16 protein-coding genes are annotated in these 20063 nt (G+C 73.4%); 9 read left to right on the forward strand and 7 right to left on the reverse strand.

Annotation, left to right across the window (positions count from 1 at the left end; translation table 11 throughout):
* The first annotated feature begins 31 nt into the window (after positions 1-31).
* The 4 genes from ACFYU9_RS13125 to ACFYU9_RS13140 all read left to right on the forward strand — a co-directional run bounded on the left by ACFYU9_RS13125 (position 32) and on the right by ACFYU9_RS13140 (position 3373).
* Positions 32-889 carry a polysaccharide deacetylase family protein gene (locus tag ACFYU9_RS13125; protein WP_389344572.1) on the forward strand — a complete coding sequence of 286 codons (858 nt, stop codon included), beginning with the start codon at positions 32-34 and terminating at the stop codon, positions 887-889.
* 125 nt (positions 890-1014) lie between these two features.
* Entirely contained in the window at positions 1015-1371 is a 357-nt protein-coding gene (locus tag ACFYU9_RS13130; protein WP_389204765.1) for a YciI family protein, read from the forward strand.
* A 42-nt stretch (positions 1372-1413) separates the two neighbouring features.
* Positions 1414-2676 (forward strand): RNA polymerase sigma factor, encoded by a 1263-nt coding sequence (locus tag ACFYU9_RS13135; RefSeq protein WP_389344574.1) that lies wholly within the window; start codon positions 1414-1416, stop codon positions 2674-2676.
* 10 nt (positions 2677-2686) lie between these two features.
* A complete protein-coding gene (locus ACFYU9_RS13140) occupies positions 2687-3373 on the forward strand; it encodes a hypothetical protein (RefSeq protein WP_389204762.1) in 687 nt (228 codons plus the stop codon).
* Here ACFYU9_RS13140 and ACFYU9_RS13145 read toward each other — a convergent pair.
* Positions 3318-4502 (reverse strand): methyltransferase domain-containing protein, encoded by a 1185-nt coding sequence (locus tag ACFYU9_RS13145; protein ID WP_389344576.1) that lies wholly within the window; start codon positions 4500-4502, stop codon positions 3318-3320. The genes ACFYU9_RS13140 and ACFYU9_RS13145 overlap by 56 nt on opposite strands.
* Positions 4503-4603: 101 nt before the next feature.
* Between ACFYU9_RS13145 and ACFYU9_RS13150 the strand changes: the two genes are divergently transcribed.
* The 3 genes from ACFYU9_RS13150 to groL all read left to right on the forward strand — a co-directional run bounded on the left by ACFYU9_RS13150 (position 4604) and on the right by groL (position 8238).
* Positions 4604-5695, forward strand: coding sequence for a polysaccharide deacetylase family protein (locus ACFYU9_RS13150; protein ID WP_389204760.1), 1092 nt, complete (start codon positions 4604-4606; stop codon positions 5693-5695).
* Between the two features lie 479 nt (positions 5696-6174).
* Complete coding sequence (gene groES, locus ACFYU9_RS13155; RefSeq protein ID WP_389204759.1) at positions 6175-6483, forward strand: co-chaperone GroES; 309 nt, start codon at positions 6175-6177, stop codon at positions 6481-6483.
* Between the two features lie 126 nt (positions 6484-6609).
* Positions 6610-8238: a chaperonin GroEL gene (gene groL / locus ACFYU9_RS13160; RefSeq protein WP_389204758.1), complete on the forward strand. Its 1629-nt coding sequence runs from the start codon at positions 6610-6612 to the stop codon at positions 8236-8238.
* A 135-nt stretch (positions 8239-8373) separates the two neighbouring features.
* Here groL and ACFYU9_RS13165 read toward each other — a convergent pair whose 3' ends face one another.
* Entirely contained in the window at positions 8374-9072 is a 699-nt protein-coding gene (locus ACFYU9_RS13165; RefSeq protein WP_389204757.1) for an ester cyclase, read from the reverse strand.
* A gap of 86 nt (positions 9073-9158) precedes the next feature.
* Between ACFYU9_RS13165 and ACFYU9_RS13170 the strand changes: the two genes are divergently transcribed.
* Complete coding sequence (locus ACFYU9_RS13170) at positions 9159-12614, forward strand: hypothetical protein (protein ID WP_389344577.1); 3456 nt, start codon at positions 9159-9161, stop codon at positions 12612-12614.
* Here the strand turns inward: ACFYU9_RS13170 and ACFYU9_RS13175 are convergent.
* The 5 genes from ACFYU9_RS13175 to ACFYU9_RS13195 all read right to left on the reverse strand — a co-directional run bounded on the left by ACFYU9_RS13175 (position 12591) and on the right by ACFYU9_RS13195 (position 17936).
* Positions 12591-13622, reverse strand: a complete 1032-nt coding sequence (locus tag ACFYU9_RS13175; RefSeq protein ID WP_389204755.1) for a hydroxyacid dehydrogenase — start codon at positions 13620-13622, stop codon at positions 12591-12593. The two genes, ACFYU9_RS13170 and ACFYU9_RS13175, sit on opposite strands and share 24 nt — an antisense overlap.
* Before the next feature lie 17 nt (positions 13623-13639).
* Entirely contained in the window at positions 13640-14503 is an 864-nt protein-coding gene (locus ACFYU9_RS13180) for a carbohydrate ABC transporter permease (protein ID WP_389204754.1), read from the reverse strand.
* Entirely contained in the window at positions 14500-15393 is an 894-nt protein-coding gene (locus ACFYU9_RS13185; RefSeq protein ID WP_389344579.1) for a carbohydrate ABC transporter permease, read from the reverse strand. The genes ACFYU9_RS13180 and ACFYU9_RS13185 overlap by 4 nt, the downstream gene beginning before the upstream one ends.
* 4 nt (positions 15394-15397) lie before the next feature.
* Positions 15398-16723, reverse strand: coding sequence for an ABC transporter substrate-binding protein (locus tag ACFYU9_RS13190; RefSeq protein WP_389344581.1), 1326 nt, complete (start codon positions 16721-16723; stop codon positions 15398-15400).
* A gap of 121 nt (positions 16724-16844) precedes the next feature.
* A complete protein-coding gene (locus tag ACFYU9_RS13195; RefSeq protein WP_389344583.1) occupies positions 16845-17936 on the reverse strand; it encodes a substrate-binding domain-containing protein in 1092 nt (363 codons plus the stop codon).
* 183 nt (positions 17937-18119) lie between these two features.
* Between ACFYU9_RS13195 and ACFYU9_RS13200 the strand changes: the two genes are divergently transcribed.
* Positions 18120-20057 carry a DUF2264 domain-containing protein gene (locus tag ACFYU9_RS13200; RefSeq protein ID WP_389344585.1) on the forward strand — a complete coding sequence of 646 codons (1938 nt, stop codon included), beginning with the start codon at positions 18120-18122 and terminating at the stop codon, positions 20055-20057.
* Positions 20058-20063: the final 6 nt, after the last annotated feature.

The raw sequence follows: 20063 nt of genomic DNA on the forward strand, positions 1-20063 counted from the left end.
CCTTTCGGCGGTTCCGGGCATCCCACAGCGCGTGAAGAAGACGATCGCGCTGTGGGCGGCGCTGACCGCCGTGGCTCTGTTCGCGACGACCGCGTGCACGGCGGCCGACGCCGACGCCCCGGCTCCGGGCGCCCGCACGGCGACCGCCTCGCCGGGCGACAGGACCCCGGACGCCGGTGCCTCCGGCGCCGGTGCCTCCGGCGCGCGCGCCGCCGCGTACCGCAAATGGGGCCTCAAGCCCTTTGCGGCCCCGCCCGCCCCGCCCGCGAAGAAGCCGGCCCTGCGCACGGCCGGCGGGTCCGTGCCCGTCGTCAGCGACATCCCCACCGCCGAGAAGATCGTCTTCATCACGATCGACGACGGCGCCGAGAAGGACCCCGCGTTCGTCGCGATGATGCGCGACCTGAAGATCCCGGTGACGATGTTCCTCACCGACGCCGCCATCCGCTCGGACTACCCGTACTTCACGCGCCTCGCCGCCGAGGGCAACGGCATCGCCAACCACACCCTCACCCACCCCAACCTGCGCACCCTCTCCGCCGAGGCGCAGCACAAGGAGATCTGCGGCCAGCAGGAGAAGCTGACCAAGGAGTACGGCAAGGCCCCGCGCCTCTTCCGCCCGCCCTACGGCAACTTCAACGCGGCCACCCGCGCCGCCGTCGCCCGGTGCGGCCTCGACGCGATCGTGCTCTGGCGCGAGTCCATGCAGATCCAGAACATGCAGTACCAGCGCCCCGACCGGAGGCTCCACCCCGGCGACATCATCCTGGCCCACTTCCGCGGCCCGTCCGAGCTCAAGGGCCGCACCATGACGCAGATGATGACCAACCTGCTCCGGCACATCCAGGAGCAGGGCTTCACGGTGGCCCGCCTGGAGGACTACCTCTAGGAGAACGGGCCCGGAGGAACGGGCCCGGAAAAAACTTCGGCACGGGTGTCGATGCGGCCGCGGCCCGTTCGACGTATGAGTGGAAGGCGGGGAACGGCCCCGCCACCGCACCCCGAGGAGTCACCATGCCGCGCTTCATGTCCCTCGTCCGCATCGAGGAGAACACCATCGACATGGCGGAGGCCGGTCCCGAGTTCGGCGAGCGCATGGGCGCCCTCCTGGAGGAGATCACCAAGGCCGGCGTCATGCTCGACACGGCCGGCCTCACGCCGACCGCCGAGGCCACCCGGATCACCTGGCAGGACGGCAGGCTGTCGTACACCGACGGCCCGTTCACCGAGACCAAGGAGGTCGTCGGCGGCTACGCGCTGATGCAGTGCAAGGACAAGGCCGAGGCCCTGGAGTGGGGCCGCCGCTTCCTGGAGGTCCACCCGGCGAAGTGGACCGTCGGCCTGGAGCTGCGCCAGCTCGACGAGGGCTGACGGCGCACGCCGATGTCACAGGCGGCTGCCACAGTGTGAAGTGTGACGGTGGAGAGTTCGCTGGAGACGGTCTTCCGGTTGGAGTCGGCGCGGATCGTCGCGACCGCGGCCCGGATCGTGCGTGACGTCGGCATAGCCGAGGAGATCGCCCAGGACGTGCTGGTCGCCGCCCTGGAGCAGTGGCCCGAGTCGGGCGTCCCGGAGCGTCCGGGAGCCTGGCTCACGGCCGCGGCCAAGCACCGCGCCGTCGACCTGGTGCGCCGCCGCGAGACGTACGCGCGCAAGCTGGCCGAGCTGGGCCGCACGCTCGACGAGGCGGCGTACGACCCCGAGCCGTCCGGGCCCGGCGACATCGACGACGACATGCTGCGGCTCGTCTTCACCGCCTGCCACCCGGTGCTCTCCGCCGAGGCCCGCACGGCGCTCACCCTGCGGCTCGTCGGCGGCCTGCGCACCGACGAGATCGCCCGCGCCTTCCTCGTCCCCGAGCCCACGGTCGCCCAGCGGATCGTGCGGGCCAAGCGCACGCTCGCCAAGGCGGACGTGCCCTTCGAAGTGCCGTACGGAGCCGACCGGGCGGCCCGGCTCGGCTCGGTCCTCGAGGTCATCTACCTGATCTTCAACGAGGGGTACGCGGCGACCGCCGGCGACGACCTGCTGCGCCCCGGCCTGTGCGAGGACGCCCTCCGGCTGGCCCGGCAGCTCGCCGCCCTGATGCCGAAGGAGGGCGAGGTCCACGGCCTCGCCGCCCTCCTGGAGCTCCAGGCGTCGCGGACGGCGGCCCGGACCGGGCCCGGCGGGGCGCCCGTGCTCCTCGCCGACCAGGACCGCACCCGCTGGAACCGGCTGCTGATCCGGCGCGGCTACGCGGCCCTGGAGCGGGCCGTCGAGGCGGGCGGCGCCACCGGGCCCTACGCCCTGCAGGCCGCCGTCGCCGCCTGCCACGCGCGCGCGGTGACGTACGCGGAGACGGACTGGGCCACCATCGCCGCGCTCTACGGGCGGCTCGCCGCCGTCGCCCCCTCGCCGGTCGTCGAGCTCAACCGGGCGGTCGCCGTCTCCATGGCCGAGGGCCCCGAGGCCGGCCTCGCGCTCGTCGACGCCCTCGCCGCCGCGCCGGACCTCGACCGCTACCACCTGCTGCCGAGCGTCCGCGGCGACCTGCTGGCCCGCCTCGGCCGGGGCACCGAGGCGCGCGCCGAGTTCGAGCGGGCCGCCGCCCTGACCCGTAACGAGCGCGAGCGGGCCCTGCTGCTCCAACGGGCCGCACGGGCCGCCCGGATGGGGGACGACGACGTGTCCTAGGCTCCTTCGCATGCCCCGCCGAACCGCGCTGCCGCAGCTTCCGCCGCCCCCGCCGCCCGCCGCACTGCAGAGCTGGCCGGACCGAGCGGCCCGGCTCGCCGACCGCGCGCTCGCCCTCGACGACCTGGCCCGGCGCGCGCTCGGCATCGGACGGCTCGCGCTGTTCCTGACCTGGCTCGCGCTGCTCCAACTCGGCTGGGGGCTCGTCGGCGTGGGCCTCACGGCCTTCGACGGCGGTGCGATCGTGGACCCGATCTCCTGGATCCTCTGCATGTTCAGCGGCGTCCTCGGGCTCGGCGTGCTGGTCCCGGGCGTCTGGCTGACCGTACGGAGCCTGCGCCGCGACCGGGTGGTGCACGAGCGGTTCGTCCAGTGGGCCGCCCTCGACCGCGACCCCGTGGCCGACGCCCGGCTGCGCGCGCCGGGCCTGAGCGTCTGCTGGCTGCTGCTGTCCTTCGCGCTGTGCGCGGTCGGCCTGTGGACGGCCTTCGCCGTGCCGCTCACCACCACACGGGACAACGGCGGCTACCCGTTCGTCGTGTACGGCATGGGCGCGGCGCTCCTGCTGTGGGTGACCGGCCTCACCGGCCTCGCCAAGGCCGCCGGCCACTACCGGATCGCGGTCCGCCTCACCGGCCCGGTCAGCGGCCCGCCGGGTGACCGATCAGCATCGTCGGCGCTCCCGCGACCCGAGTGAGCAGCACCGTCGCGGAGTGGGGGCCCTTCGGCTTCACCTTGCGGCGGATCTCCTCGGGCTCGACGGCCGAGCCGCGCTTCTTCACGGTGAGCGTGCCGACCTCCCGCTCCCGCAGCAGGGCCTTCAACTTCTTGAGGTTGAAGGGGAGTTCGTCGGTGATCTCGTAGGCGGCGGCGTACGGGGTGGGGCGCAGCTCGTCCGCCGTCACGTACGCGATGGTCCCGTCGATCAGCCCGCCGCCGAGCTGCTCGGCGACCTCGGCCACCAGGTGCGCACGGATGACGGCGCCGTCGGGCTCGTACAGATAGCGGCCGACGGGCCGGACCGCCGGGTCGGGGAGCGTGCCTCCGGTGAGCGACGCGCCGCCGGGCAGCAGGGTGGCGCGGCGGGCGCCGGGCTCGGTGCCGAACCAGAGCACGGCCTCCTTCACGTCGCCGCCGTCCGAGATCCACTCCGCCTCGGCCTCCGCCGGCACCGCCTCGTGCGGGACGCCCGGCGCGATCTTCAGGGCCGCGTGCGGGGCCTTCCGGGCCGCCTCGATCGCCCAGGACAGCGGCGGAGAGTACGCCTCCGGGTCGAAGATCCGGCCCCGGCCGCCGCGCCGCGCCGGGTCGACGAACACGGCGTCGTACGGGCTGGTGTCGATCTCCGTCACGTCCGCGCACCGCACCTCGATCAGGTCGCCGAGCCCGAGCGCCGCCGCGTTGGCGCGCGCGGTCTCGGCGGTCAGCGGGTCGCGGTCGACGGCGAGCACCGAGATCCCGGCCCGGGCGAGCGCGATCGCGTCCCCGCCGATGCCGGAGCACAGGTCGGCCACGCTGCGGACGCCGAGCGCCTCGAGGCGGGCCGCGCGGTAGGCGCCGACGGTGGCGCGGGTGGACTGCTCGACGCCGTTGGGCGTGAAGTACATCCGGTACGCGTCCTCGGCGCCGAACTTCGCCACCGCCCGCTGCCGCAGCCGGGCCTGCCCGAGCGCCGCCGACACCAGCTCGGCGGGATGCTCCCGGCGCAGCCGGGAGGCGACCGCCAGCTCCTGGGCGGGGTCGTAGTCACGCAGGGCGTCGAGCAGGGCCTGCCCCTCGGGGGCGAGCAGGGCGGCGAAGGCGTCGAGGTCGGTCACCCCACCCATTGTCGTGGTCGCGGGCGGTGTGGGCCGCCCGGGGGACGGTGCGGGCGGCGACGGTGGTGTCGGGGCGGCGCGGGGGCGCGGCGCTGACAGGATGCGGCGCCATGCAGCTAGTACGACAAAAGGGACAACAGGGGCGACGAGGGCGAGCGCGCGCCGTACGCGTGACCGGCGCCGCCCTGCTCGCCGCCGCACTCGCCTCCGCCTGCGCCGGCCCCGGCGACAAGGACGCCCCGGCCCCCGCCGCCGCGCCCGCCAAGCAGGGAGCGCAGCCGGGAGCCAAGCCCGGGGCCAAGCCCGGGACCGACCCCGGAGCCAAGCCGGCCGCCGGCCAGCAGGCGGCCGGCGAGCAGGCGGGCAAACAGGGCAAACAGGCACCGGGCAAACAGCCGCCGGGCAAACAGCCGCCCGGGCAGCCGGCGGCCGGCAAGCAGGGCGCGGCCGCCGCGCTCGACGCCTACGTGCGCCGGGTGCGCGAGGCGCGGGCCGCGCGCGTGGCGGCGGCGAAGAAGTGGGGCCTGGCCAAGCCGCCGCTCGACGCGCCCGAGCCACCCGCCGTGAAGCCGGAGATCACCACCCGCAAGGGCTTCGAGACCGACGGCGAGGACATGCCGCCGGTCTTCACCACCGTGCCGACCAAGCAGAAGGTCGTCTTCCTGACGATCGACGACGGCGCGGAGAAGGATCCCGACCTGATCCGCATGATGAGCGACCTGAAGATCCCGTACAGCGCCTTCCTCAGCAACTACCTGGTGAAGGACGACTACGGCTACTTCAGGAAGATGCGGGACTCCGGCGTCGCGCTCTACAACCACACGCTCACCCACCCCTATCTGCCCGGTCTCGACTACGACGACCAGAAGGAGCAGATCTGCGGGATGCAGGACATCATGCAGAAGCAGTTCGGCACCCGCCCCAAGCTCTTCCGCCCGCCCTACGGCAACTACAACGAGGACACCCTGCAGGCCGCCAAGAAGTGCGGCGTGAAGGCGGTCCCGCTGTGGGCGGAAGAGGCGTTCGTGGACCACATGGAGTGGCGCGAATGGGACCAGGACCTGCACCCCGGGGACATCATCCTCACCCACTTCCGGGGCAAGGCGGACTGGAAGGGCACCATGCCGGACATGGTCCGTCGGCTGATGAAGGTCGTGACGGACAAGGGGTACGCGGTGGCGAAGCTCGAGGACTACGTGTGAGCCGGGCGCGCCGGCTCACCGCCGCCCTGGCCCTGGCCGGCGCGCTGTTCGCCCTCCCGGCCTGCGCGTCCTCGGTCGACCCGATCGAACGGCTCGGCCGCAAGGCGGCGGAGAAGGTCACCCCGCGGCCGCGCCCCAAGCCGGCCGCGGTGCGCCCTTCGCGGTCCGCCGCGCCTCGCATCGTGCCCCTCGGGCCCCTGGTGCCCCTCGGATCCCGCGGGTCTCTCGGGCCTCTCGTACGGAACCGCGGAATCCGTCCGGACGTTCCCTCCGTTCGGGCCGCCGCGCACGCCACGGGGTCGTGAATTGGCACTCCGCTTGACCGAGTGCTAATCGCGGCCATAGTCTCGGCTCTGGCACTCCCCGCAGGAGAGTGCCAACACAGCGACGGGCAGGTCCGGCACCCGCGACGACGGATCGACCTGGTCGCCACCTCAGACAGTTAACCCCGTGAGATCTCCGAAGGGGGAGGTCGGATCGTGACGACCGCCAGCTCCAAGGTTGCCATCAAGCCGCTTGAGGACCGCATCGTGGTCCAGCCGCTCGACGCCGAGCAGACCACGGCCTCCGGCCTGGTCATCCCGGACACCGCGAAGGAGAAGCCCCAGGAGGGCGCCGTCCTCGCCGTGGGCCCGGGCCGCTTCGAGAACGGCGAGCGCCTGCCGCTCGACGTTCAGGTCGGCGACGTCGTGCTCTACAGCAAGTACGGCGGCACCGAGGTGAAGTACAACGGCGAGGAGTTCCTCGTCCTCTCGGCTCGCGACGTTCTCGCGATCATCGAGAAGTAAGTCACCAAGGACCATCCCAGGCACCTTGCAGATGCCTTGAACTGCGCCCCCGACCCCCTGGATTCCCGCGGGCGTCGCGGGGCGCAGTTTCGTTCCAACGATTTCCGAGAGGGCTGAACCGCTCCCATGGCGAAGATCCTGAAGTTCGACGAGGACGCCCGTCGCGCCCTTGAGCGCGGCGTCAACAAGCTTGCCGACACGGTGAAGGTGACGATCGGCCCCAAGGGCCGCAACGTCGTCATCGACAAGAAGTTCGGCGCGCCCACCATCACCAACGACGGCGTCACCATCGCCCGCGAGGTCGAGCTCGAGGACCCGTACGAGAACCTCGGCGCCCAGCTGGTGAAGGAGGTGGCGACCAAGACCAACGACATCGCGGGTGACGGCACCACCACCGCCACCGTGCTCGCCCAGGCCCTGGTCCGCGAGGGTCTGCGCAACGTCGCCGCCGGCGCCTCGCCGTCGTCCCTGAAGAAGGGCATCGACGCCGCCGTCAAGGCCGTCTCGGACGAGCTCCTCGCCACCGCGCGCCCGATCGACGACAAGGCCGACATCGCCGCCGTCGCCGCGCTCTCCGCGCAGGACCAGCAGGTCGGCGAGCTCATCGCCGAGGCCATGGACAAGGTCGGCAAGGACGGTGTCATCACCGTCGAGGAGTCCAACACCTTCGGCCTGGAGCTCGACTTCACCGAGGGCATGGCCTTCGACAAGGGCTACCTCTCCCCGTACATGGTGACCGACCAGGAGCGTATGGAGGCCGTCCTCGACGACCCGTACATCCTGATCAACCAGGGCAAGATCTCCTCCATCCAGGACCTCCTGCCGCTGCTCGAGAAGGTCATCCAGTCCGGCGCCTCCAAGCCGCTGCTGATCATCGCCGAGGACGTCGAGGGCGAGGCCCTCTCCACTCTCGTCGTCAACAAGATCCGTGGCACCTTCAACGCCGTCGCCGTCAAGGCGCCCGGCTTCGGTGACCGCCGCAAGGCGATGCTCCAGGACATGGCCGTCCTCACCGGCGCCACCGTCATCTCCGAGGAGGTCGGCCTCAAGCTCGACCAGGCCGGTCTGGACGTGCTGGGCACCGCCCGCCGCGTGACCGTCTCCAAGGACGACACCACCATCGTCGACGGTGCCGGCTCCTCCGAGGAGGTCGTGGGCCGCGTCAACCAGATCAAGGCCGAGATCGACGCCACGGACTCCGACTGGGACCGCGAGAAGCTCCAGGAGCGCCTCGCGAAGCTGGCCGGCGGCGTGTGCGTGATCAAGGTCGGCGCCGCCACCGAGGTGGAGCTGAAGGAGAAGAAGCACCGTCTGGAGGACGCCATCTCCGCGACCCGCGCCGCGGTCGAGGAGGGCATCGTCTCCGGTGGTGGCTCCGCGCTCGTCCACGCCGTCAAGGTCCTCGAGGGCAACCTCGGCAAGGAGGGCGACGAGGCCACCGGTGTCGCCGTCGTCCGCCGCGCCGCCGTCGAGCCGCTGCGCTGGATCGCCGAGAACGCCGGCCTCGAGGGCTACGTCATCACCTCGAAGGTGGCGGAGCTGGAGAAGGGCAACGGCTTCAACGCCGCCACCGGCGAGTACGGCGACCTGGTCAAGGCCGGCGTCATCGACCCGGTCAAGGTGACGCGCTCCGCCCTGGAGAACGCCGCCTCCATCGCCTCCCTGCTGCTCACCACCGAGACCCTCGTGGTGGAGAAGAAGGAAGAGGAGCCGGCGGACGCGGGCCACGGCCACGGCCACGGCCACTCCCACTGAGGCCCCCAGCCTCGGTAGCTCTCCGTAGCTCATGAGGCCGAGGCCCGGTGTTCCCGTCGCGGGAGCACCGGGCCTCGCCCGTTTCCCGAGTGCACGCCGCCAGGGCCTGTCCGGCCATGATCCGCCGGACGGGCGCTAGGACTCGATCACGCCGAGCAGCCCCATCAGGCCGAGCAGGTCGTACTGCCACCACCCCTCGACGATCTTCCCGTCGTCCCGGCAGCGGTAGATGGTCATCCCGGTCATGGCCACCTTGATGCCGGTGGGCTGGAGCCCCATGAAGTCGCCCGTGTGGGTCGCGTTCCAGGTCCAGCGCGTGCACACCCGGTCGCCCTCGGCGATCTGGTCGTCGATCTCGAAACTGAAGTCGAAGCCCTTCCGCCACATCTCGGCCTCGCGCCGCAGCGCGTCCATGCCGATGGTGTCCTGCTCGTTGTGGGGATCGTGGTCGTGGTACGACTCCGCGACCACCTCGTCGAGCGGCGGCAGCTCACCCTCCGCCCCGAGCAGCTCCAGGAGCCGACGGGCGTTGGTCTTGTAGAGGGCCTCGTCCCGCACGACGTCCAGGTCGGTGAAGGTGGGCATCTCGTCGCAGAGCGCGACCATCTCCCGGAAGATCTTGTCCGTCTCGGGGAGCTGCGAATTGCGCATGGCCACGTCGTACGAGGGGAACTCGACGATCTCCACGACATGCGAGGCGTCGGAGCGATCGGTGCCGACGATGCTGTGGGTGGCGGTGCGCTTGCCCTTGGTGGATTCGACCCACCGGTCCATCAGCCGGTTCAGGTCCTCGGCCCGGCTGGTCTTGAGATCGATGATCTGTACGAAGGTCATGGCGCCTCCCGGAGACGTCAGCGAGCCCGGTAGGACCCTTCCAGTCTAGGTCCGGGAACGGGGGATGCCCTGGCAGCATGGAGGCCATGGAACGGGGGACCGAGCGGGGGATCGGCGTCGAGAACGCCGAGGGCGTCGTGGTGATCGGCGACGGCAACCGGGTCGCGGTGGGTACGGGTGCGGCGCACCCCGTCCGCTCCGGCTACCGGGAACAGGTGCGGCGTCTCGCACCCGACGAACTCGTCGGCCGCGAGCGGGAGCTGGCCGAGCTCGAAGCCTTCTGCCGCCCGGGCGCCGGGGCCGGCTCCGGGCCGGCGTACGTGTGGTGGCGGGCGGACGCGTGGGCGGGCAAGACCGCCCTGCTCGCCTGGTTCACCCTGAACCCGCCGCCGGGCGTGCGGCTCGTCTCCTTCTTCGTCACCGCCCGCATGGCCGCCCAGAACGACACCACCGCCTTCACCGACGTCGTCCTGGAACAGCTCGCCGAAATCGCCGGAGAACCCCTCCCCGCGCTGCTCACCGCCGCCACCCGCGAGGCCCATCTGCTGCGCCTGTACGGGACCGCCGCCCGCGCCTGCGCGGCGCGCGGCGAACGGCTCGTGCTCCTGGTCGACGGCCTCGACGAGGACCGCGGCGTCACCACGGGCGCCGACGCCCACTCGATCGCCGGCCTGCTGCCCGCCGACGGCCTCCGCGTGATCGTCTCCGGCCGCCTCAACCCGCCGCTCCCGCCCGACGTCCCCGACGGCCACCCGCTGCGCGACCCGGCCGTCGTACGGCTCCTGGCCCCGTCCCCGGCGGCCCGCGCCATCCGCGCCGACGCCGAACGCGAACTGAAGCACCTCCTCGCCGGCGGCGGCCTGCCCTACGAACTCCTCGCCCTGCTCACCGCCTCCGGCGGCGGCCTGACGGCGGACGACCTGGCCGGCCTGACCGGTGAGGTCCCGTACCGGGTGAAGGATCTGCTGCGTACGGGACCGGGCCGGACGTTCGCGCTGCGCGGCGACGGCTACCTCCTCGCCCACGAGGAACTGGCCGTCGGCGCGAGGGAGATGCTGGGTGAGCGAGAACTCGCCCGGTGGCGCGAGGCCTTGCACGCCTGGGCCGAGGAGTGGCGGGCACGCGGTTGGCCCGAGGGCACGCCGGACTACCTGCTGCGCGGGTACGTGGCGATGCTGCGGGCCGCCGAGGACGTGGACCGGCTGACGGGCTGCGCGCTCGACGCCGTACGGCACGACCGGATGCTGGCGGCGACGGGCGGGGACGCGGCGGCGCTCGACGAGGTCGCGGCGGCGGGGGAGGAGCTGCTTGCCCGGTCGTCACGGCCGGACGCCCTCGTCGTGATGCTGCGGCTGGCGCTGCGGCGCTCGGCGCTGAAGGCCCGTAACGGGGTGGTCCCGGCGCAGCTGCCCGCGGCCTGGGCGGAGTTGGGTGAGACGGACCGGGCGCTGGCCCTCGCGCGCGGGCTCGAACCGGCGAACCGGGCACGTGCGCTGTGCGCCGTGGCGGAGGTGCTGCGCGGCGCGGGCGACCCGGGGCAGGCGTACGCCGTGCTCACCGAGGCCGGGACGGCGGCCCTGGGCACCCGGGAGCCCGAGCGGACCTTCACGCTCTGGACCGTGGGTTCGGCCTGGCTGGAGGCGGGCGACCTCGACCGGACGGAACGCGTGATGCACGCCCTGCCCGAGGGCTCGCGAAGCCGCCTGCTGCTCGACCTGATCGGGGCCTGGGCCGGCGCGGGCGACGTCGAGCGCGCGCTCGGCGCGGCGCGCGACGAGAAGGACCGGCGGACCCGGGACGAGGGCTTCGCGGTCGTCTGCGGCGCCCTTGAGGCCGCGGGCCGAGGCGCCGAGGCGCTCGACCTCGCGCGCGGGGCGGAGGGCCGCGCCCGTGCCCTGGCCCTGATCCGGATCGGAGGTGCCCGGCGCGGGCCCGGCCGGGAGCCGGCGGCGGACGCGCTGGTCGAGGAGGGGCTCGCCCACGTCGCGTGGGAGGACCTCGAAAAGGACACGCGCTTCGCCGGTGACCTGGTCACCGTGCTGGTCGCCGACGGGGCGGTCGAGCACGCCGAGCGGCTGGTCGCGGAGGCACGGGTACGACTGGAGCGGCGCGACCGGCGGCTGCCGGTGGACGGGCTCCCGCTCGCGTCGATGCGGGTGGCGCTGCTCCTCGGCCTGGTGCGGGCGGGCGAGCCGGACCGCGCCGAGTCGCTGCTCGGCCTGCTCGGCGCGCCCCACGACCGGGGTCGGGTCATGGCGGAGCTCGCCGAGCACTGGGCCCGGCAGGGCGCGGTGGAGCGGATCGAGCCCCTGCTGGACGGGGTGACCGACCCCTTCTTCCGCGTCCGCCTCGTGGAGGCGCTGATCGGGGCCCTGGTCATGGCGGGGCGGGAAGGTGACGCCGAGGCGCTGGCCTGGCGGGAGACGGCGCCGGCCGACCGGCGCGGGCTCGCCCTGAAGGTGCGCCTGGTGCGGGCGCTGACGGCGGCGGGACGGGGGGAGCGAGCGGGGGAGCTCCTCGGCCGGGTCGAGGCCGAGTGCCGGGAGCCCCGGCCGGAGGAAGCGGCCCCGGTTCTCGGCGCCGTCGCGGAGGAGCTGACGCTGGCGGGCCACCGGGAAGAAGCGCACCGGCTCACCGAGGGCCTGACGGCCGGGACCGACCGGGAGCCCGAACTGCTGCGGGTGGTGCGGGGCCTGGTCGCGGCGGGCCGGCACGAGGAGGCGGCCCGGGAGGCGGAGGGGGCCCGGTCCAACCAGCGCGACTACCTCCGGAAGTTGGTCGCCCGCTGCCGGGACGTGCGCGGAGCCGGTCAACTCGCCGAGGAGTTCGACCGGCCGGTGGCCGACCGGGGCTGTGTGACCGTCGAGGTGCACGAGGACGTGCCGCGCCCGCTGCCCGCGCCCCTCCCGTCCGCCCTCCCCTCGGACGCGGAGACGGCGGCTGAGCGGGCCCGGGCGCTGCACACGGAGGGCCGGGAGGAAGAGGCGGCCGCGGCGCTCGACCACGCGGTGGCGGCGATGCGCCGGGTGCTGCGGCGCACGGCCGCGCCGCTGGCGACCGTGGTGCGGGCCCAGCGGGAGCTGGGAACGACGGCGGAGCTGGCCGCGCTCCTGGACGAGGCGGAGACGTACGTACGACTTCTCACCGGGCAGCGGGAGCTCGCGCATCTGGCCCGGGCCTGTGTCGCCGGTGGCTTCCCCGACCGGGCGGTGTCCCTCATGCGCGACCTGGGCCCGGCGGACTCCAGGGGCGACATCGCTGATCAGCTGAGCCTCGTCCGGGTCCTGGCCCGGGCCGGGGAGCACGCCCGCGCGGAGCGCCTGCTCGGCTCGCTCGCCCCGCTCGGCAGCCTGTGCACTCCCGCGTACGCGCACCTCGCCGCCGAGCACCCCGACGCGGCCTCCGGCCGCGAACTCGCCGCCCACGCCCTCCACCTCGGCCCCTGGTACGACGCCCTGCCCGGCCTCCTCGCCCACGCCCCCGAGGCCGTCCCCCTCGTCGTCGCCGAGGCCGAGCGGCTACGCCGAGCGCTGCAGATCTGAGGCCCGCACCTCCTCGGCGAACGGCTCGCCCCGCGCGTACCTGGCCACCTCGTCGAGGGCATGGTCGGCCATCCGGTGCAGCTCGTTGCCGAGCGAGCCGGCCACGTGCGGGGTGAGCAGCACGTTGGGCAGGTCCCACAACGGGGAGTCGGCGGCGGGCAGTTCGGGATCGGTCACGTCGAGGACGGCGTGCAGTCGGCCGCTGGTGACGTGGGGCAGCAGGGCGTCCTCGTCGACGAGCGAGCCGCGCGAGGTGTTGATCAGGGTCGCGCCGTCGGGCATCGCGGCCAGCTGGGCCGCGCCGATCATGCGGTAGGTGGCGGGGAGCTGGGGCGCGTGGACGGAGACGACGGTGCTGCGGGCGCACAGCTCGTCGAGGCCGACGAGTTCGACGCCGGGCGGGGGCGTGGTGACGTACGGATCGTGGAGCAGGACGTCGAGGTCGAAGGGGCGCAGCAGGTCGAGGACGCGGCGGCCGATGCGGGAGGCGCCGATGATGCCGATGGTGCGGCGGTGGTTGCCCCAGGTGGCGGACTCGGTGAGCCAGGACCGGTCGGTGCGCAGCTCGGCGTACCGCCGGGCGGAGTGCAGCACCTGCTTTCCGGCGAGGAGGATCACGGCGAGCGTGTACTCGGCGACGGGCAGCGCGTTGGCGGCGGCGGCCGAGGTGACGTGGATGCCGCGTTCCCAGCAGGCGTCGGTGATGTGGTGCTTGACCGAGCCGGCGGCGTGGACGACGGCCTTGAGGCGCGGGGCGCGCGCGAGGACGTCGGAGGTGAGCGGGGTGGCGCCCCAGCAGGTGAGGAGGACCTCGGCCCCGGCGAGCGCGGCGGCGGCCGCGGGCGTGGGCGCGGTGAGGTCGTGGGCGACGAGGTGCGGATCGGTGCGGGCGAGGGCGGCGAGACGGGTGCGGTGGGCGTCGGTGAGGAGGTGCTCGGCGACGCCCGGGCCCATGGCCAGCAGGAGTCCGGGCCTGTGGTCGGGGCGGTTGTCAGTGGTGGGGTGCATGCTGGGAACTGCGCTCCTCACTTGACGCTGCCGGCGGTCAGACCCGCCTTCCAGTGGCGCTGGAGGGAGACGAAGGCGACGACGAGGGGGACGACGGCGAGCAGGGATCCGGTGACGACGAGGGGGTAGTAGCCGGGTTCGGCGTGGGCGTTGCTGTTCCACGCGTAGAGGCCGAGGCTCAGCGGGAAGAGCTTCTGGTCCGAGAGCATCACCAGGGGGAGGAAGAAGTTGTTCCAGATCGCGGTGAACTGGAAGAGGAAGACGGTCACGAAGCCCGGCATGATCATGCGCAGCCCGATGGACCAGAAGGTGCGCAGCTCGCCGGCCCCGTCGATACGGGCGGCTTCGAGGGCCTCGTCGGGGATGTAGCCGGCGCTGAAGACGCGGGCGAGGTAGACGCCGAAGGGGTTGACGAGTACGGGGACGAGGACGGCCCAGTAGGTGTTGACGACGCCCGCCTCGCTCGCGAGCAGGTACATGGGCAGGGCGAGCGCGGTGGTCGGGACGAGCACGCCGAGCAGGACGACGCCGAACAGCTTCTCCTTGCCCCGGAAGTCGTACTTGTCGAAGGCGTAGCCCGCGGCGACGCTCACCAGCGAGCAGCCGAGGGCGCCCACCACCGCGTAGAGAAGGCTGTTGAGGTACCAGCGGAAGTAGATGCCGTCGTCGTGAGCGGCGAGCCGGCTCAGGTTGCCGCCGAGGTCGAAGCCCTCGAAGGAGAAGGCGTTTCCGGCGAGGAGTCCGCCGGCGTCCTTGGTGGCGGCGGTGAGCAGCCAGGCGAGGGGGAAGAGCATGTAGCCCGCGGCGAGGACGAGGGCGCCGTTGACGGCGGTCCTGGAGAGCCAGATGCTCGGGCGGCGGTTGCGGGACCGGCTGCTCATGCGGCCTGCTCCTTCCGGCGGGCGCCCGTCAGCCGGGTCACGGCGAAGGACAGCAGCGCCGCCGTCAGCGCGAGCAGGACGGCCGTGGCCGCGGCCAGGCCGTAGTCGTTGCGGTCGAACGCGGCGGTGTAGGCGTACATGTTGGGCGTCCAGGTGGAGGTGACGGCCGAGCCCGTGCCCTTGTTGAGGATCAGCGGTTCGGTGAAGAGCTGGAGCGAGCCGATGACCGTGAACAGCGCCACCATCACCAACGACGGCCTGATCAGCGGCAGTTTGATGGCGAGGGCGGTGCGCCAGGCGCCGGCGCCGTCGACGGTGGCGGCCTCCAGGACGGAGCGGTCGATGGCCTGGAGCGCGGCGTAGAAGATCACCACGTTGTAGCCGAGCCATTCCCACAGCGCGATGTTGACGACGGAGGGGAGGGAGCCCTCGGGGGAGAAGAAGTCGAAGCCGGTGCCGCCGGCCTCCATGGCCTGGACGACCGGGCTGAGCTGGGGCGTGTAGAGGTAGACCCAGATCAGCGCGGCGATGATGCCGGGGACGGCGTGCGGCAGGAAGAGCGCCAGCTGGAAGAGGCGGCGGGCGCGGGCGAGGGCGGAGTCCAGCAGCAGGGCGAGGCCGAGGGCCCCGGTGAGCAGCAGCGGGATGTAGAGCAGGCAGTAGCCGAGCAGCACGCCGAAGCCCTCGCGGAAGGCCCGGTCACCCAGCGCCGCGGTGTAGTTGTCGAGTCCGCTGAAGACGGTCTCGGTGCCGCCGAAGCCGAGCCCCGACTGCTTCTCGGTGAAGAGGCTGAGCCAGCCGGCGTAGCCGATCGGCACCACCATCACCGCGGTGAACAGCAGGAAGAACGGGGCCAGCAGGGTCGCCGCCGCGCGGGTGCGGGCCTTCACGGGATCAGCCCTCGACCTTCAGGCCGCGCTTGGTGAGCTCGGCGACGGTGGCGTCGTGGCCGGCCCTCACCGCGTCGGCGATGGTCGGACCGCCCTGGGCGATCTTGCCGAACTGGTCCTTGATGGTGGTGTTGGTGGTGCCGGTGCTCGGCCCCCAGGCCCAGTTCTTCTGGATGGTGGCGCCGGACTGCTCGAAGAGGGCGTAGATGTCCTCGCCGCCGTAGTAGCTCGCGTCGAAGACGGACTTGGCGACCGGGCGCAGCGCGGTGGCGGCGGGGAAGGCGCTGGAGGTGCCGGAGGCGATGCGGGCCTTCACGCCGGCCTCGGTGGTGGACATCCACTCGGCGAACTCGACCGCCGCGGCCTTCTTCTTGCTGCCCTTGGTGACGGCGAAGGAGGTGCCGCCGAGCATGCCGCTGGCCGGGGTGCCCCAGTTCGGCATGGGCGCGACGGCCCACTTGCCGCTCTGCTCGGGCAGGGTGCCCTTGAGGACGCCCGCGCCCCAGGAGGCGCCGAGGTAGCCGATGGTGGTGCCGTTCTTCAGCGAGCCGGTCCACTCGGGGCTGAAGGAGGCGTCCATGTGGACGAGGTCGGCGTCGAGCAGGCCCTGCCAGTAGTTCGCGACCCTGGTGGTGGCCGGGTCGGTGGTGTCGATCTTCCAGGTGTCGTTCTCGGCCTTGAACCACTGGGCGCCGGCCTGCCAGGCCATGGCCTCGAACGTCGTCGGGTCGTCCGGGAAGAAGGTGGCGATCCGGGCCTTGGCGTCGGCCTTCTTCACCTTCTCGGCCGCCGACTTGAACGCGTCCCAGGTCTTCGGGACCTCGACGCCGTACTTCGCGAAGAGGTCCTTGCGGTAGTAGAAGGCCTGCGGGGCCGCGTCGAAGGGCACGGCCCAGCTCCTGCCGCCGAGGGTGGTGAGCTCGACGGCCTGCGGCAGCAGCTTGGCGCGGTCCGCTTCGGTGAATCGGTCGCCGATGTCCTGCAGGGCGCCGGAGGAGACGAACTCGGGGAGCGAGGAGTACTCGATGGAGACCAGGTCGGGGGCGTTGCCCGCCTTCACCGCGTTGGAGATCTTGGCGTAGCCGCCGGCGGTGCCCGAGGGGATCTCCTCGAAGACGACCCGGATGTCGTCGTGCGAGGCGTTGAAGGCGGCGACGACGTCCTTGGAGCCCTTGGCCCAGCCCCAGAACGTGAGGGTCACGGGCCCGGCGGAGTCCTTGGAGGTACCGGAGTCACCGCTTCCGCCGCAGGCCGTGAGGACGGCCAGGGCGGCGGCGGTGCCGGCTATGACACGGGTGGTTCTGGTCCGACTGCTCCAACTGCTGCTCACGGCACGGCTCCTGACACGGCGGCGTGGACGGGTTGGCCGTGATCCTGGGACGGTTCATGAGCGAAGTCAAGAGCGAAAGATTGATTGATCGAAAAAAGATCAAACCGAACGGGGTGGCCGACTACCCGCGGGGCGCCCCGCACGAGTCCCGCACCCGCAGCCGCGGCAGCAGGCTCAGATGCCGCTGCGCCCGCTCCTCCCCGCCGCTCTCCAGGACCCGCTCCACCAGCAGCTCCGTGGCCTGCCGGCCCACCTCCCGCTTGGGCGGGGCGACCGCCGTCAGCGGGGTGTCGGCGAGCGCGGCGACCTCGTCGTCGTACGCGATCAGGGCCAGGTCCTCCGGCACCCGCACGCCCAGCTCCGCGAGCCGCTGCACGATCTGGATCGCGTCCACGTCGTTGTGCACGAGCGCCGCGCTCGCCCGCCCCCCGGTCACCGCCCCGTGCAGCGCCCGCACCGCCCGCTCGAAGCCCTCCGGATCGGTCTCGGCCGGCACGGAGTCGATCACCGCCCGGGGCGCGTCGAGGTCCAGGGCGCGCAGCGCCTCGGCGTAGCCGGCGCGCACCGCGAGCGCCGTCGGGCTGTCGCCGCGCGCGACCAGGAGCGGGGTCGCGTGGCCGAGTCCGATCAGGTGGCGCACGGCGAGCAGCACCCCGTGCGCGTGGTCCGACGACACCCGGTCGAGGACGTCGAGCGGGCTGCCCGGATCCGCCCGGCGCTCCACGAGCACGGCCGGCACCGGCAGCCCGGCCAGCCAGTCCCCGTAGGCCGGCCGGTCCTCCGGGCCGCGCCAGCCCGGCGCCACCAGGACGCCCTCGGCGCCCGCCGCGAGCAGCCCCTCGGTGCGGGCCCGGTCGTCCTCGGGCCGGTAGTCGGAGATCCGCAGGATCAGCCGGGCGCCGGCCCGCGCGGCGGCCTCGTGGGCACCGCGGATGACCTCGGCGAAGTAGTACGTGGCGGAGGGCGCGAGCAGCCCGAGCACCAGGCCGCCGGCGCCGGGCCCGGATCCGGCGGGCCCCGGGGCGCCCTCGGGCCAGGACACCTGGCCGTGCACCCGGTCGAGCAGGCCCTTCGCGGCCAGCGCCTCGACGTCCCGGCGCGCGGTCACGGGGGAGACCCCGAGCAGTCCGGCCAGGTCGGAGACGCGGGCCGTGCCGCGCTCGCGCACCAGGGCCAGGAGTCGGTCGTGTCGTTCGGCAGCACTCTCGCGCACGGCGCGGTTCCCCCTTGCGGTGGTGGTCGTCCCCCGACCTTAGAGCAGGTCGAGTCGAAATGATCGAACGGAAGAAGTTTCGATCATTCGCTCCGATTCCTCTTGACGTTCGATCGAAGCGTGTTCAGGATTCCGGGCGACGCCGACGTCACCCCGCGGAAGCACGGAATCCCAGGGAGCATCATGCAACCGCCGCCCGAGAACCGGGAGCTCAGTCCGTACACCGGCTGGACCCGCGCCCACTGGGAGCACGCCGCCGACCGGCTGCTGCGCGCCGTCCGCCCCCACGCCTCGCCCGGCGGCGGCCTGATCGGCCTCCCCGGACCCCGCCCCAGCTGGTCCGGCGCCCGCTCCGACGGCCTGGAGGGCTACGCCCGCACCTTCCTCCTCGCCGCCCTCCTCGGCGCGGACACCACCCGGCCCGGCGCCGACGCCCATCCCGGCGCGGACGCCCATCCCGGCGCGGACACCACCCGGCCCGCCGCCGCCCTCCTCGGCGCCGCCGCCCGACCCTGCGCCGACGCCCATCTCGACCGCTACGCCGCCGGACTCGCCGCCGGCACCGCGAAGCCCGGCGGCGACGGTCCCGACGACTGGCCGCTCATGGCCGACACCCGCCAGGCCGTCGTCGAGTCCGCCTCCGTCGCCCTCGCCCTGCGCCTCACCCGCACCCGCCTCTGGGACCGGCTCGACGACCCCGTCCGGCAGCGGACCGTCGACTGGCTGCTCCCCGCCCTCGACCCGTCCCCCGTCGACAACAACTGGTGGCTCTTCGGTCTCACCGTCGCCGGCTTCCTCCAGGACGCCGGCATCGAGACCGACCGCGCCGCCGCCACCATCACCCGCTCCCTCGACCGGATCGAGCGCTGGTACCTCGGCGGCGGCTGGTACAGCGACGGCGACAACCGCGCCTTCGACCACTACAACGCCTGGGCCCTGCACCTCTACCCCGTCCTGCACGCCCACCTCGCCGGCGACCGCGCACTGCTCGACCGCCACGGCCCCCGGCTGCGCGCCCAACTCGACGACCACGTCCACCTCTTCGACGCCGACGGCGCCCCCGTCCCGTACGGGCGGTCCCTGACCTACCGCTTCGCCGCCGCCGCGGCCCCCTGGCTCGGCGCCCTCACCGGACACACCCCGCTCACCCCCGGCGCCACCCGCCGGCTCGCCTCCGGCGCCCTGCGCCACTTCCTCGACCGGGGCGCCACCGACGAGCGCGGCCTGCTCACGCTCGGCTGGCACGGCCCCTACGAGCCCGTCCTCCAGCCCTACTCCGGACCCGGCTCCCCCTACTGGGCGTCCAAGGGCTTCCTCGGCCTGCTGCTCCCCGCCGACCACCCCGTGTGGACCGCGACCGAGGAACCGCTGCCCGCCGAACGCGCCGACACCGTACGGCCCTTCGGCCCCACCGGCCTGCTCGCCCAGACCACCGCCGCCGACGGACTCGTCCGCCTCCACAACCACGGCAGCAACCACGTACGGCCTGCCGAGAGCCCCGGGTCCGGTGCCGACGACCCCGGCTACGCCCGCCACGCCTACTCCACCCGTACCGGACCCACCACCGCCCCCGACCCCGCCGACAACCACTTCGCGCTGCTCCTGCCCGACGGCACCGCCACCGCCCGCGGCCCCGCCACCCCGCTCGGCACCGGCCCCGACCGGGCCCTGTCCGCACACCATCCGCTGCCCGGCGTCCGCGTCGTCTCCGCCGTCCTCGTCCACGGCCGCGCCGAGGTCCGCGCCCACCTCGTCCTCGGCGCCCCGGACGGGACCCCCGTACGGCAGACCGGCTGGACCACGGGAACCACGGCCGACACCCCGGTCTCCCAGCTCCACCCCGTCCACGGCTACGCCCCCGAGGTCGCCCGACTCCCCACCGGCGCCACCCTCCAGGGCCCCGGCCCGACCCGCACCCCGGCACTCCACGGCACCACCCACGGCCCCGAGACCCTCTTCGTCGCCCTCGCCTCCCTCACGGCAGAACCCGACCCGGCCCCCGTGGCCGGCCTCGCTGACGTCCGGGTCACCGGCCCCCGCACGCTCACGGTGACCTGGCAGAACGGCACCACCGCACGTCTCGATCTCGCCGACTCCGACTGTGGAGGCGGACGTGCATGATGCGAT

Origin of the sequence: Streptomyces sp. NPDC004327, from assembly GCF_042873935.1 — a bacterium.
In the GTDB taxonomy this organism is placed as follows: Bacteria; Actinomycetota; Actinomycetes; order Streptomycetales; family Streptomycetaceae; genus Streptomyces.